The sequence below is a fragment of the Sphingomonas sp. 1F27F7B genome, from assembly GCF_005503355.1.
GTDB lineage: Bacteria > Pseudomonadota > Alphaproteobacteria > Sphingomonadales > Sphingomonadaceae > Sphingomonas.
On the sequence record NZ_SCMK01000035.1, the window covers coordinates 1 to 13,074 of the forward strand.

Genomic DNA, 13,074 nt, shown 5'->3' on the forward strand with positions numbered 1-13,074 from the left:
GCACCCACACCTGCTCCGACACCCACGCCTACGCCCACTCCAACGCCCACGCCCACGCCGTTCAACGGGAGCGCGCGCATCGCGCTCGAACGAACGATCGCCGCGCCGCTCGATTTCAGCCGGGTACAGGGCGACATCAGGCTCGAGAGCTGCGCACTGAGCCCGCTCCACACCCCCCCGGCGGACATGACGACTCCGGTGCTCATCGCGCCGCTTGCGACCATGCACATTGCGCGGACGACAGTGATGGGCACGGCGGAGATCGGCACCGGCGGGGACGCGCTCGATTCGCTGTTCGCGGGAACCCTGACCTGCTCCGGAACGATGAGCTTCTCCAATTGCTACGTGACCGAGCTGGGCTATCTCGCCAAGGGTGGCAGCGCTGCCGCGGTGCAGGCCGCGCTGGACGCCGCGCCGACGGCGGATCCGCCCAGCCTGATGGTGGCGCGCTGCAAGAGCTGCGGGAAGATCGCCGGCGTCGGTGGCCGCGACGTGATGCTGCGCCAACTGGTGTTCGGCACGCCGGCCGCCAATTACTGCGCCTGCACCGATGCGGCCGACATCGCGGTCACCGCATGCACTACCTGCACCGATCCCGCCTGTGCGCTGACCTGCCCGGTGCGCGCATCGGGCGCCAGCTTCCAGTTCGGCACCGCGCCGCCGGTCTTCTCGCCGGACAACGCCTATCCCCTGCCCGGCTTCGCCCGTCTCGAGCCGTTCCCGCAGAATCCGCGCGTCATCACCGAAGGCGCAACCAACCGCGACGAGCTGGGAGTCTATAATCTCGCCGTACCGACGGCGCGGTACACGGAACTGAAGATCGCGCTGGAGGACGCACTGCTTGAAGGCATGACGCTCGACATTCGCTACGAGAGCTGAGGGCGCTATTTGATCCGGATGATCGGAATGAGGGCGAGGTAACCCGGAGGGGGCACCGTGAACGCGCCCGCGGCAACGGTATGATGGTGGTTGCCGTCGTTCAGCCCGTCGTTCTTGGTCAGCTGGTACCGCCAGGAAGTCGTTGGATTCTGGTTCTGGATGATGTTGTTGAGCACGTCGTCGGACGATGATGCCGCGGTCGGCGACGTGGCGAACCCCGTATTCTGCCAGCCGCCAATGCCATATCCGCCGGTATCGCCATAGGCGATGTTGTCGCCCGAGCCGAGAATGAAGCGGTTGACGAGGTTCGGCAGCACGGCGCCGTCGAACGGGCTGTCCGGATCGTTGACCGTGCTCCCATCGCACATCCTGAAGCCGGGCGGATAGACCAGCAGCTTGGGCCCGCTCGGATCGTTCGGATTGGTTTGAAAGGCCGTCGGCGACGGATACCAGGAAATCACCGTGCCGACCGGCACCGCGTAGAGAATCTCCACGGGCGGCTGCGACGGCGTCGGCGTCGGCGCGGGGGCAGATGTCGCCATGCGCCGGAGGCTATGTGGCGGGTCGCGCCGCCGCAAGCCGAATTGCCTCCGAAAGGGCCCGATACGGCGCCGGGGGCCGATCGGTGGCGGCATGTCCTCGCCCGCCGCCATGGACAAGTCCCGGCGCGGTCCATAAAGGACTGGCATCTCCCGCATCGAAAGTTGCCCGGCTCCAATGTTCCGCCCCTTGTACGACTGGGTGTTGCGCATGGCGCACCATCGGCACGCGACGCGTGCACTGTTCGCGGTCTCCTTTGCCGAGGCGAGCTTCTTTCCGATCCCGCCCGATGCGATGATGATGCCGATGGTGCTTGCCCGCCGCGACCGCGCCTTCCTGATCGCGGGCATCTGCACCCTCGGCTCGGTGCTGGGCGGCATGTTCGGCTATGCGATCGGCTATTTCCTGACCGACTTCGCGAACCAGGTGCTCGAATTCTTCAAGCACAACGCGTTCCAGGAATTCACCGCCCAGTACAATAAATATGGCTGGGCGATCATTCTCGTGAAGGGCGTGACGCCGATCCCCTTCAAGCTGGTGACCATCGCCAGCGGCCTGTCGCATTATCCGTTCGCCCTCTTCGTACTGCTCGCCACGATCACCCGCAGCGCGCGCTTCTTCCTCGTCGCCACGCTGCTGAAGATCTACGGCGCCCCGGTGCAGGAGTTCGTCGAGAAGCGGCTCGATCTGTTCGCCTGGGGTTTCCTCGCGCTCATCGTGCTGGGTTTCGTTGCCGTGGCGCTGTTCTGAGCGGCGCCGTTTCTTTTCCTGAGCGGGCCAGCTTGCACGCCCGCTCGCAACTCGCTAGATACAGCCCCCAATCCGACAGCGTGGGTGGGTAGCGCCGGTTCCTTCGAGAAGGACCGGGCAGCGGACCCGTGCCCCGCGGCCGGCGAACTTTGAAGCGAGGGTGCCCCAGTGGCGAAGACCAGTCCGATCGAATTCGTGAAGCAGGTGCAGACCGAGGCCCGCAAGATCGTGTGGCCGACGCGCCGCGAGACCATCATGACCGGCATCATGGTGATGATCATGACGACTCTGCTCGGCGTGTTCTTCCTCGGCATCGATTCGATCTTCGATTTCATCGTCAATTCGCTGCTGCGCCTCGCGCAGTAAGCAGCACCGCAGATAACGAGAGAAAGAACGAACGCATGGCGCGCTGGTACATTATCCACGCCTATTCGGGCTTCGAGGGCAAGGTCCGCGACCAGATCCTGGCCGACGCCACCCGCATGGGCCTCGATCGCCTGGTCGAGGCCGTCGAGGTCCCGACCGAGACGGTGACCGAGGTCCGCCGCGGCAAGAAGATCCAGTCCGAGCGGAAGTTCTTCCCGGGCTATGTCCTCGCCAAGCTCGAGATGAACGACGACGTCTATCACTTGGTAAAGAACACGCCGAAGGTGACGGGCTTCCTGGGCTCGTCGGGCAAGCCGCAGCCGATCAGCGAGGCGGAAGCCGCGCGCATCCTGAACACCAAGGACGAAGCCGCAACCGCCGCACCCAAGACGAAGGTCAAGGTGGACTATGACATTGGCGACACGGTGAAGGTGACCAGCGGCAACTTCGCGACCTTCTCGGGCGTGGTCGAGGAGCTCGACTATGACAAGAGCCGCGTGAAGGTCTCGATCTCGATCTTCGGCCGCGCGACGCCGCTGGAACTGGGCTTCGAGGACGTCGAGCGAGTGAAGTAAGCAACGCTCGCCCATTGTTGGGATTTCGAAAGGGCCGGGGCGAAAGCTCCGGTCTTTTTCGTTGCGTGGCCGGCACGAACAGGAACAGGGACCGGCCGCTCCGACGCGACCGGCCCCCATCCCTTCAGATCGCGATCTCGGTCCACTCGATCGTCGAGCCGCCACCACTCTGAGCCTGGTTGCTGCTGGTGTTGTAAGCACCCATCTTCGGATAGAAATATCGCCCGCTCTTAAGGCTGCCGTCATAGACGGTGCCGGCCTTGTCCCCGTCCGGGTTCGACTTCTTGCAGACGACGCCGTTGATCCGATATTCCGGGCTCTGGCCGGTGCTCACCGATACGCTCACATCATAGGTGCTGCCCACCACCACGGTTGGCGCGCCACTGCACACCTGGCTGCCCTGCACCACGTAGAATTCGTAGTTGCCCCCCGATTTGGGGCGCACCGCAAGCTGAGTGATCGGCTCGGAAGCGCCCGAGGTCGCACCTGCGGCGACCACGTTGAGCACCTGCATCACGCTTACATATTTTCCGCCGCTCACCAGCTTGAACCGCCCGCTCGCCGAGGCGCCGGTGGTGCTGGAGGTGCCGCGCAGCTCCGCCCGGCCCGGCGTGCTGTCGGTGCGCTGCTGGATAGTGAAACGCTTGCCGCCGCTGATATTGGTGATGCTGCCGCCGGAATCGGTATCGGTCGTATAGGCCCAGGCAACGCCGGTAGTGGCGAGAATCAGGCCGGTGGCGATAAACGCGGCAGTGCGATTGCGCATGAACATGGCATCTTTCTCCTGTCGCCTCCTTGGTTGACCGGCAGGTCTCGTTGGAGCCGAAGCTCGTGCCGCCGATGGACGCAGGGTGTGCAAGGTCAGGCCAATTGGCAAGACCGTATTGGTCGGAAAGGGTTCAGTGTGGCGCGGGTGCCGACTTCACCCGACGCGCGAGCGTGGGAAGGCTCGAAACATTTGCGCCGGAGCGCATATTGCGCTAGGGGCGCGCCCTTCCAAAGCACCAGCTACGGAAAACCGCGGGAGGCCGTGTCCGCACGGCCGCTTCAACCGCTCGACTTGATCATGGGCGTCGCCTGCGCGCGGGGCCCTACGAAAGAGAGTGACATGGCAAAGAAGATTACCGGCTATATCAAGCTGCAGGTGCCTGCGGGCGCCGCCAACCCCTCGCCGCCGATCGGCCCTGCCCTGGGTCAGCGCGGCGTGAACATCATGGAATTCTGCAAGGCGTTCAACGCCCAGACCGGCGACATGGAGAAGGGCACGCCCCTCCCCACCGTCATCACCGTCTATGCGGACCGTTCGTTCTCGTTCGAGACGAAGACGCCGCCGGCGACCTATCTCATCAAGAAGGCCGCGAACCTGAAGTCGGGCTCGAAGGAGCCGGGCAAGGTCTCGGCGGGCAAGATCGCGCGCTCGAAGCTGAGCGAGATCGCCCAGATCAAGATGAAGGATCTCAACGCTAACGATATCGAGGCGGCCACCCGCATCATCGAGGGCTCGGCCCGCGCGATGGGCCTCCAGGTCGTGGAGGGCTAAGGACATGGCAAAGCTGACCAAGAAGCAGAAGACCTGGACCATCGACAGCGAGAAGCTGCACGGCGTCGACGAAGCGATCGCGCTGGTGAAGGCCAACGCCACTTCGAAGTTCGACGAGACCGTCGAAGTCGCGCTGAACCTGGGCGTCGACCCGCGTCACGCCGACCAGATGGTCCGCGGTGTCGTCACCCTGCCCAAGGGCACCGGCAAGACCGTGCGCGTCGGCGTGTTCGCCAAGGGCGCCAAGGCCGACGAGGCCCGTGAGGCCGGTGCGGACGTCGTGGGCGCCGAGGATCTGCTCGAGATCGTCCAGGGCGGCAAGATCGAGTTCGACCGCTGCATCGCGACCCCGGACATGATGGGCCTGGTCGGCCGCCTCGGCAAGGTGCTCGGCCCCAAGGGCCTGATGCCGAACCCGAAGCTCGGCACCGTGACCATGAACGTCGCACAGGCCGTGAAGGACGCCAAGGGCGGCCAGATCGAGTATCGCGTCGAGAAGGCCGGCATCATCCACTCCGGCATCGGCAAGGCGTCGTTCCCGGCGGAGGACCTGCGCGCAAACTTCGACGCGCTGGTCGATGCGATCGTCAAGGCCAAGCCGTCGGGCGCCAAGGGCAAGTACCTGAAGAAGGTCGCCCTGAGCTCGACCATGGGCCCGGGCGTGAAGGTCGACGTCGCGGAAGTCGCGACCGCCTGAACCTGACGGCGCTGCCGAACAAGAAGGGGCCGGGGGAACAATTCCCCCGGCCCTTTTCCTTTGCGCGCGCAGCCGGCACGGAAGAAGGGCCGAAGGCTCAGCCTCCGGCCCCTTTCTGCCTCCCCCAACGAAAGGGGCGGCTCAGACTACCGGATCGCCCGGCAAGGGCGTTTCCGCCTTCCACACGCTTCGCACGCGCCGTGCCCAGTCATCGACCCGGCGGATCGCCTCTTCGGTGAGCGTGACGATGCCCGCCCGATTGTCCATCGGGTTGGGCGTGCGCACCACCAGCCCGGCGCTCTCGAGCAGGGCGAGATGACGGATCGCCGTGGTCTGCGGCGCCCCGCTGCCGATACAGGCGCTGCTCACCGATACCGGACGCCCCTTGGCGGCGGCGAGGTAGAGGTCGAGCAATATGTCCCAGGTCGGCTCGCGGAACTGGCTGGCGATCGGCCCGAAGGCGTCGTCGCGCAGGCGCCGGGCACGGTAGAAGCTCTCCACCAGGTCCGCTGCCTTGCCCGTGAAGGCCACGCCTCCGGCAGCCGGCTTGGGCGGGACAACCGGCCGGTCGCGCAAGCGATAATCTGCCTCAGCCATGATGCGCCTCCTTCGTCAGGACCAGGCGGGATCCGTTCCGTAGCGCTTCAATCGCTGCCGATGCCGTGCCGCGCCGATGGCGATCAGCAGCGGACCCGGATAGTTCCACGCGGCGTTCGCCACCGCATAGGACCAGGGCATCAGCGAGGGCGTGAGCATCAGCAGATGCGTCACCACGATGTTGAGATACACCGCGGACAGCCACATCGGCCAATAGCGCTGCGCCCGCAACGACAGCAGCATGGTGCTGAGGAACATGCCCGAATCGACGGCGAGCAGCCCCACTTCCATCTTCTGGAAGCGATATTGGCCTGCCACCGGCGCGAAGTGCGATGCGACGATCGCGAGCACCAGGATCAGCACTGCGAGGCGCTCCGGCAAGCCGCCGCGCGTGACCGCGTAGAGGCAGCAAAGGAGCAGCACGACCAGATAGACGAGCACGTTCATATGGCGCGACCGCACCAACGAACCCCGGCCAAGTCAAGGCCCCCTTCATGCTGCGACGGTGAGCGGAAGAATTTCCGCTTCGCCACGGGGATCGTCATGACCCGGAGTCTCGAAGATGTCGCCCGCCCCGAGCACCTGGTGACGCATGCCGACGCCGCGCAGTTCGCCATGCGCCTTCTTGATGTCCGACATGGCGCCGAACACCTTGGCCGTCGCCGCACTGACATAATCAACGGCGTCCTGTGCCTCGAGCGGATGGAAGGTGCCGTCGGCCCGGGCGGTGAGCACGGCGGTTCCCATCGCAAGCACCTTGATCGCAGCTTCGTTAACCGCGACTTCCGCAGGCCGCAGCGAACGGGCGATGCGCACGGCGGCAATCTTCTTCGGAGACGTCATGAGTCCTCCTTCGCGCAGCGGAAGAGCTGCGACGTGGTCTAGATTGAGTTGGTTCGAGAGAGGCCGGGGTTAGCCGGTAATGCGCCAGAGCGCCCCCAGACCGTTGAGGAAATTGGCCACCGCGATCAGCATCAGCAGCGCGAGGCCGAAGATCCACATCAGCCGGTTGAATGGGTCCAGATCATTTGTTTGCTTCCCCTGTCTCAGAAACGGGACCCGGAAGCGTGGTTCGCCTTCGGACCGTTTCGGAGGCAATGGAACCCCCGAATGCACCGTTTCGGCAAGGTCCACCGGCTCGCCCCCCAAATTTTGGGGGGGCGTTTCCCCAGCCTGTACAGAGAGCTGCTCGTGCGCGGCGAGGATGCGTGCGGCTTCGCGCCGGCTCGAAACGCCCAGCGTGCGCACTGCTTCCTTGAGATAGCCGTCGACGGTGAGGGGCGAGAGGCCCAGCGCGAGGGCGATTTCCTTGGACGACATGCCGCGCGCGACAAGCCGCAGGCAATCGCGTTCGCGTGCAGTGAGTTGATCGATCGTCCCGGTCACCATCGCCGCCAGCTTTTAGCCATCGCGCGCGCGAATCCAACCGAGTTGGTGCGATTTTCAGACGTTTCCTTCGTGAAAGGCAAATAGGAAAAATTGGTCGCAGCCGGCTGGGAATCCAGCCGAAATGGCTTTCCCTTCCCCCTCCGGATCACTCGCGATTCCGGGCCTGGCCGAACCGCCATGGTGCGCTTCCTTCCCCCGACATGACGAGCATAGTAACGTACTGACAACGAAGGGGGAGAGGCGATATGCGTAATAGCCGCGATAGCTGCGTGATTTTCGCACTTGCCATGATCGCCATGCCCGTGAACGCCGTGGCGCAGAGCGCGGACCCCGCCCATCAGGACACAGCGATCGTGGTGCAGGGCCAGCGCGATCGGGCCAGCAATTGGCATCAGGCCGAGACCGATCATGTCGTGGTGATCAGCGACGGCAGCGAGAAGGAACTGGTCCGGATCGCGCACGATCTGGAACGGCTCCATTTTCTCCTGTCGGTGCTGCTGAATCGCGTCGACAAGCCGGATGTCACGCGCAAGCTCCGCGTCACGCTGGTCGGCGACGGCGCCGAGTTCGACGCCATGGACCTCAGGAATCTGCGATATTCGCCCGGCCCTTACAGCCGCGCCTTCCCCGATCCCACTTATTATGACCCGCGCGAGGATGGGGCGGTGTTCGCCGCGACTCGCTTCGATCGGAAGGCAGTGCTCGAACGCGGCACCGGCCTTGCCGGCATCCTGCCCGACCTGGTGCGTGCCACGGCACCGGCCGCCGCGGAGGCACCCGGCGCGTCGGCGGAAAATCCGGGGATGGGCGCCGCACTATCGGCCGGCCAGGCCGGCGCGATGGCGCGGTTCGGTCGCGACGATCCGTTGGCCATCGCGGTGAACGAAACGGCGATACCGATATCGGCGGAGGGGCGCATCCGTGCCGGCTATGCCCGCCATTTCCTGCTCAGCTATTTCCCCAATGCCTATCCGCGCTGGTATGTCGATGGGTTCGGCGAGATCTTCGCGACCCTCGCCACGGAAGGCGCCGCCAGGATGGAATATGGCCGGGCGCCCGAAGGCTATCGCAAGGTGCTCGATCGCTATCGGCGATATCCGGTCGCCGACATACTGACCGGCCGCTATCTGGCGGATCGCGACGCCGGCGAGCGCTGGACGCCGTTCCACGCCTGGGCGCTCACCCATATGCTGTTCTTCTCGAACGAACGGCGAGGCCAGCTCCATGCCTATCTCGCGACGATCGCCGCGGGCGGCTCGATGGAACGGGCGGCGGCAGCATTCGGCGACCTCGACAAGCTGCAGGGCGAACTGGTCGCCTATGGCCGGGGCAAGCTGCCCTATGAGCAGATGTCCTATCCCGCCGACCGCGCGGCCGAACCGATCGTCCGGCGATTGAGCGAAGGCGAAGCGGCATTCGTCAAGGGGCGGCTCCAGCTCGGTACCCGTGTCGAGATCCCGGTGGCTTCCACGGACCCGAAGGCGGGCAAGCGGCGCGCCACGGCCCTTGCGCGCCGGGAAAGCTGGCTGGGCGGCCTGCGCCGGGATGCCGCGCGCTATTCCGCCAATCTCGACGCCCAGCTCCTGCTCGCCGAAGCCGAGTGCCGCAGCGGCAACATGGCGGAATGCGGCACGGCCGCCGCCAGGGCCTTGGTCGTGGCGCCGGACAATGCCGACGCGCTCGCCTGGCAGGGTAGCGCACAAGCTGGGCTCGCGCTCGCCGGGCCGGCCAGCGAGCGTCCGAACCGGCTCAAGGCCGCGCGAAGCACGATCGCCCGCGCCAATCGCGCCGACAGCGAGAACCCGTTGCCGCTCCTCGCCTATTATCGCAGCTTCGCCGAGGCTGGCGAGCCCGCGCCCGACATAGCGATCGAAGGCTTGATGAAGGCGGCCGACACCGTTCCCGCCGCCTCGGGCTCCAGGCTGTTGCTGGGCGAGGCGTTCGCGAGACGCGGCAATGTCGGCGCGGCGCGCGGCGCGCTGATCCCGGTGGCCAACGGCCCCTATGAAACCCCCGAATCGGCGCCCGCCCGCTCGCTGCTCGCCAAGCTCGGGGAATAGAAGGGCGATCGTAGCGATTGCAGGCTTGGCCGATCCGGCCGAGCGGCCGCTGCGGAACAAACCCTTCCTCGCAGGGGAATTGCGGCAAACGCCGCGATCACCCACGGGTGCGTTTGCAATCGATACGGTCACCAAGGGAAAGGGGCCGGGGAACTGCGCCCCCGGCCCCTTTTCCGGCCTTGCTCGTCAGAAACCCGACGAGAAGGTCAGGAACCACTGGCGCGGCGGGATCGGATAGGCCGAATAGCTGTTGGTCGCCGAGCCGACCGAGAGCGTCGACACGCCCTTGATGTCGCCCAGGTTGGTGACGTTCAGGCTCAGCTGCGCCTTCTTCATGCCCAGCCGCTCGGCCGGCAGGTCCACGCCGACGCGCAGCGAGGCGAGGAAATAGGAGCCGACGCTGGCGTCGTTGGAGAAGGTCGCATAGCGCTTGCCAACATAGTCGCCGACCAGCTGCGCCTCGACCGGACCGACATTGAGCGTCGCGACGGTCTTGTTCATCCACTTCGGCGTGCCGGGCAGCTGCTTGCCGCAAGTCGGGACGACGCCGCCCGAGACCACATAGCCGCCGATGCAGCTGTTGGTCGCGCCGCCGATGCCGGTCGCCGCCGAGCTATAGTCGCTCCGGTATTTGGAGAGATTGTACGAAGTGGCGTTGTAGAAGGAGAAGGCCCGGCCGAAGCGCAGGGTGAACGCCGCGTCGACACCATTGGTACGCACGTCGCCGACATTGACCAGGATCGAAGTGCCGCCGGCGATCTGGCCGCCCGCGATACCGCCCGGGTTGGTCGAGATCGCCAGCAGACGGTCGCTGAAATCGACGCGATAATAGTTGACCTGCGCTTCGAGCCCGACGCCGCCGCCGAAGCTGCGATGCGTGCGCAGGCCGGCCTCATAGGTCCAGCTGCTTTCCGGCTTGCCGTCGGTGGCAAAGGCATTGAACGCCGCCTGGCTGCCCGTGAACCACGGGCCGCCGCCGCCGGCCAGATATGCCTGATACTGGCGCAGGTTCTTCTGGACGTTGAAATAGACTTCCTCGTGCCCGTTGAAGTCCCAGGTCGCGCCGACCGCCGGCAGGAACCATTTGAGCGTGTTGATCTTGCCCTCGGGCAAGCCGCCGGTCAGGCCCGAGAGCGAGCCCAGCCGGGGCTGCACGGGGAACCAGCCATTGGCCCATTGCGCACTGGTCTTGAAGCCGAACTGGACGAGCAGCGGCTCGAACACCTGCCAGGTATCCTGGACGTGGAGCTGCAGCTGGTTGATCCGCGCCTCGCCCTGATATTGGGTGAACAGCGGCTGCATCACTTCGAGCGGGCGGATATAGGGCGTGCTCAGCGACGGGTTGCCGGCGGGAACGGCATACCAGCGGCGCCACTGGGTGGTGCTGTTGTGCTCGAACCAGCCGCCGAGCTCGATCTTGTGATCGCCCAGTTCGGCGGTGAGCGAGGAGATCGCGCCGCCGCGGTCGATGCGATATTCGGTGGTGCGAGTGATCATGCCCGAGCCGCCGGTCGCCGCGACCAGCGCGGCGCCGGCCGCCGCCAGCTGCGCGTCGGTGCGCGCGGTGCAGGCAGCCGGACGAACGCCATTGCCGTTGGCGGCAAAGCGGCAATTGGTCGGCAGGCTGGCATAGCCCGGGTCGAGATAGGGCTGCGCGGTCGTGATCGACTGGCCGAGCGGGCCGGCGACGACACCGGCACCGTCATTGTGATGATAGTAGATCGTGTTGGTCAGGCTGACATTGTCGGCGATCTTCGCCTCATACCGCGCATAGGTCAGGTAATCCGTGCGCTGCGCGTCCGAATAATAGTTGCGGTAGTTGCCGCCCTGCGCCGCGGGCGAGTTGCCGAGCGCGTTGATGTAGCTGCGATAGCCGTCGAAGTCCGAATAGAAGAACGGCTTGGTATAGGGCGTGTAGAGCTGCACCGCGGTGGCCGTGGCAGGCGGCGTCGGCTTGAAGAAGACGGTGGCGTCCTCGTTCGGCTGGGTCATGTCGTTATAGTCGAAATAGAGCGTCAGCTTGCCGACCGAATCGTCATGGACGAACTTGGCATTGGCCTGCCAGCCGCCCTGCCAGCCGTTGAAGTCCCAGGCCTTCGCCTTCTGGCGCGTGACCGCGAGATAGCCCGCATTGGTGGCGCCCGCGCCGAAACTGCCCGTGTCGAGGCGCAGGAAGGTGCGCGAGGTGTTGTAGCTGCCCACCGTCTGGTTGGCGGTCACGCCGAACATCCGGGTGGGATCGGACGAATAGGTCTCGATCGTGCCGCCAAGATTGCTGTTCGACGCAGTGGCCAGATCGCCGGCACCCGTCGCCACGATCACGCGGGCGACATTCTCCGAGATCACGGCGCGCTGCGGCGAAAGGCCGTTGTAGTTGCCGTAGCTCTGGTCGCCGAGCGGGATGCCGTCCATCGTGTAGCCGAGCTGGTTGCCGGCGAAGCCATGGATGAAGATCTGGGCGTTCTGCTCGTTGTTCCCCCAGGGATCGGCAGTGACGTAGAGCACGCCGGGCAGCGTCTGGATCGCCTTGAGCGGCGAGACGCCGGGCAGGATCTTCTGGATCTCGCTTTGCGGAATCGCCGTCGCCGAGCGAGTCTGCTTGGCGGTGACGAGGATCGCTTCGTCGCCGGCATTCTCGGGCGCATTATCGCCGGCGGCGGGCCGAGCCTGATCCTGGGCCTGTGCAGGCGCGGCCATTGCGGCGGCAGCGAGAACGGCGGCGCAAACGGTGGCGCGAAGCATGTGGCGAACGGTCATTATACCCCCCTGGAGTCACGGCGTCGTTGCGCCGCAGCATCGCCGCCTAGGCCGGGTATGTGGCAGTCCTATTGTAGTTCGATGAAACATCCGAGAAATCCCGGAGAAATGCCGGAGACGATCCGCGTCGCGCCCGAGGCGCGGAGGATGCGTTCGGTTGACTTATCCACAAATATCGCTATTGGCGCGCCTTCCTCCTTCGGGAGGAGACCGTCCGAGACAGCAAGCGCGGGGGATTTGCCCTGCTTAATCTCTTGCCTAGACGGGGACAGATTTTCACCGGCGTCTCCGCATGCGGAGCGCGCGGGTCATGCCCAGGGATAACCGGGCACGACGATCCTTCCCCTCGGACATTTTGTAACCGGGCATTTCCCGCAAGGGAGAAGCTCATAACGAGGAGACCGGCATGGATCGTTCCCAAAAGGCTGACGCCGTTGCCGAGCTGAACCGCACCTTTGGCGAGGTCGGCGTGGTGGTCATCACCCGCAACCTCGGGATGACCGTCAAGCAGTCGACGGACCTCCGTAACAAGATGCGCGAGGCCGGCGCGAGCTACAAGGTCTCGAAGAACAAGCTTGCCAAGATCGCTGCCGACGGCACCGATTACGCGGCGATCGCCGACCTGCTGACGGGTCCGACGGCGCTCGCCACTTCGATCGACCCCGTGGCTGCGGCCAAGGTGGCGGTCGATTTCGCCAAGACGACCGACAAGCTCGAGATCGTCGGCGGCGCAATGGGCAAGCAGGTGCTCGACCAGGAAGGCATCAAGGCGCTCGCCTCGCTGCCGTCGCTGGACGAACTGCGCGGCAAGCTCGTGGGCCTCATCGCCGCTCCGGCGACCAAGCTCGCGACTGTCACCCAGGCACCGGCAGCGCAGCTCGCGCGCGTCTTCGGCGCTTATGCGGCCAAGGACGCCGCGTAAGC

At 65.5% G+C, this 13,074-nt stretch carries 14 protein-coding genes and 1 pseudogene; 8 read left to right on the top strand and 7 right to left on the bottom strand.

The features are described from left to right. Positions 1–879, top strand: a pseudogene (locus FFS08_RS21700) (hypothetical protein); the annotation flags it as partial. A gap of 5 nt (positions 880–884) precedes the next feature. On the opposite strand, the gene FFS08_RS21705 reads toward FFS08_RS21700, so the two are convergent. After that, positions 885–1,421 (bottom strand): hypothetical protein, encoded by a 537-nt coding sequence (locus FFS08_RS21705; RefSeq protein WP_137864643.1) that lies wholly within the window; start codon positions 1,419–1,421, stop codon positions 885–887. Between the two features lie 175 nt (positions 1,422–1,596). Here FFS08_RS21705 and FFS08_RS21710 point away from each other — a divergent pair, with 175 nt between their 5' ends. The 3 genes from FFS08_RS21710 (at position 1,597) to nusG (ending at position 3,110) form a co-directional block, all read left to right on the top strand. Continuing rightward, a complete protein-coding gene (locus FFS08_RS21710) occupies positions 1,597–2,169 on the top strand; it encodes a YqaA family protein (RefSeq protein WP_137864642.1) in 573 nt (190 codons plus the stop codon). A gap of 168 nt (positions 2,170–2,337) precedes the next feature. After that, positions 2,338–2,535 (top strand): preprotein translocase subunit SecE, encoded by a 198-nt coding sequence (gene secE / locus FFS08_RS21715; RefSeq protein WP_137864641.1) that lies wholly within the window; start codon positions 2,338–2,340, stop codon positions 2,533–2,535. 35 nt (positions 2,536–2,570) lie between these two features. Next, positions 2,571–3,110 carry a transcription termination/antitermination protein NusG gene (gene nusG / locus FFS08_RS21720; RefSeq protein ID WP_137864640.1) on the top strand — a complete coding sequence of 180 codons (540 nt, stop codon included), beginning with the start codon at positions 2,571–2,573 and terminating at the stop codon, positions 3,108–3,110. Positions 3,111–3,234: 124 nt separating this feature from the next. Here nusG and FFS08_RS21725 read toward each other — a convergent pair whose 3' ends face one another. Continuing rightward, positions 3,235–3,882: a hypothetical protein gene (locus FFS08_RS21725; protein WP_137864639.1), complete on the bottom strand. Its 648-nt coding sequence runs from the start codon at positions 3,880–3,882 to the stop codon at positions 3,235–3,237. A gap of 336 nt (positions 3,883–4,218) precedes the next feature. Between FFS08_RS21725 and rplK the strand changes: the two genes are divergently transcribed. Both rplK and rplA read left to right on the top strand, forming a co-directional pair. Further along, positions 4,219–4,650 carry a 50S ribosomal protein L11 gene (rplK, locus tag FFS08_RS21730; RefSeq protein WP_137864638.1) on the top strand — a complete coding sequence of 144 codons (432 nt, stop codon included), beginning with the start codon at positions 4,219–4,221 and terminating at the stop codon, positions 4,648–4,650. A gap of 4 nt (positions 4,651–4,654) precedes the next feature. After that, positions 4,655–5,347, top strand: a complete 693-nt coding sequence (rplA, locus tag FFS08_RS21735) for a 50S ribosomal protein L1 (RefSeq protein WP_137864637.1) — start codon at positions 4,655–4,657, stop codon at positions 5,345–5,347. Positions 5,348–5,488: 141 nt separating this feature from the next. Here the strand turns inward: rplA and FFS08_RS21740 are convergent, their stop codons facing one another. The 4 genes from FFS08_RS21740 to FFS08_RS21755 form a co-directional block, all read right to left on the bottom strand. Beyond that, the gene (locus FFS08_RS21740; RefSeq protein WP_137864636.1) at positions 5,489–5,944 is read right to left on the bottom strand and encodes a winged helix DNA-binding protein; all 456 of its coding nucleotides are present in this window, start codon (positions 5,942–5,944) and stop codon (positions 5,489–5,491) included. Between the two features lie 15 nt (positions 5,945–5,959). After that, complete coding sequence (locus FFS08_RS21745) at positions 5,960–6,406, bottom strand: hypothetical protein (protein ID WP_137864635.1); 447 nt, start codon at positions 6,404–6,406, stop codon at positions 5,960–5,962. Between the two features lie 30 nt (positions 6,407–6,436). Beyond that, positions 6,437–6,787 carry a hypothetical protein gene (locus FFS08_RS21750; protein WP_137864634.1) on the bottom strand — a complete coding sequence of 117 codons (351 nt, stop codon included), beginning with the start codon at positions 6,785–6,787 and terminating at the stop codon, positions 6,437–6,439. Between the two features lie 69 nt (positions 6,788–6,856). Continuing rightward, positions 6,857–7,333 carry a helix-turn-helix domain-containing protein gene (locus FFS08_RS21755; RefSeq protein WP_137864633.1) on the bottom strand — a complete coding sequence of 159 codons (477 nt, stop codon included), beginning with the start codon at positions 7,331–7,333 and terminating at the stop codon, positions 6,857–6,859. 245 nt (positions 7,334–7,578) lie between these two features. Between FFS08_RS21755 and FFS08_RS21760 the strand changes: the two genes are divergently transcribed. Then, positions 7,579–9,393 (top strand): hypothetical protein, encoded by a 1,815-nt coding sequence (locus tag FFS08_RS21760; protein ID WP_137864632.1) that lies wholly within the window; start codon positions 7,579–7,581, stop codon positions 9,391–9,393. 186 nt (positions 9,394–9,579) lie between these two features. Here FFS08_RS21760 and FFS08_RS21765 read toward each other — a convergent pair whose 3' ends face one another. Continuing rightward, positions 9,580–12,150 (bottom strand): TonB-dependent receptor, encoded by a 2,571-nt coding sequence (locus FFS08_RS21765; protein ID WP_171012760.1) that lies wholly within the window; start codon positions 12,148–12,150, stop codon positions 9,580–9,582. A gap of 406 nt (positions 12,151–12,556) precedes the next feature. Between FFS08_RS21765 and rplJ the strand changes: the two genes are divergently transcribed. Next, positions 12,557–13,072: a 50S ribosomal protein L10 gene (rplJ, locus tag FFS08_RS21770; RefSeq protein ID WP_137864631.1), complete on the top strand. Its 516-nt coding sequence runs from the start codon at positions 12,557–12,559 to the stop codon at positions 13,070–13,072. The last annotated feature ends 2 nt before the right edge of the window (positions 13,073–13,074 follow it).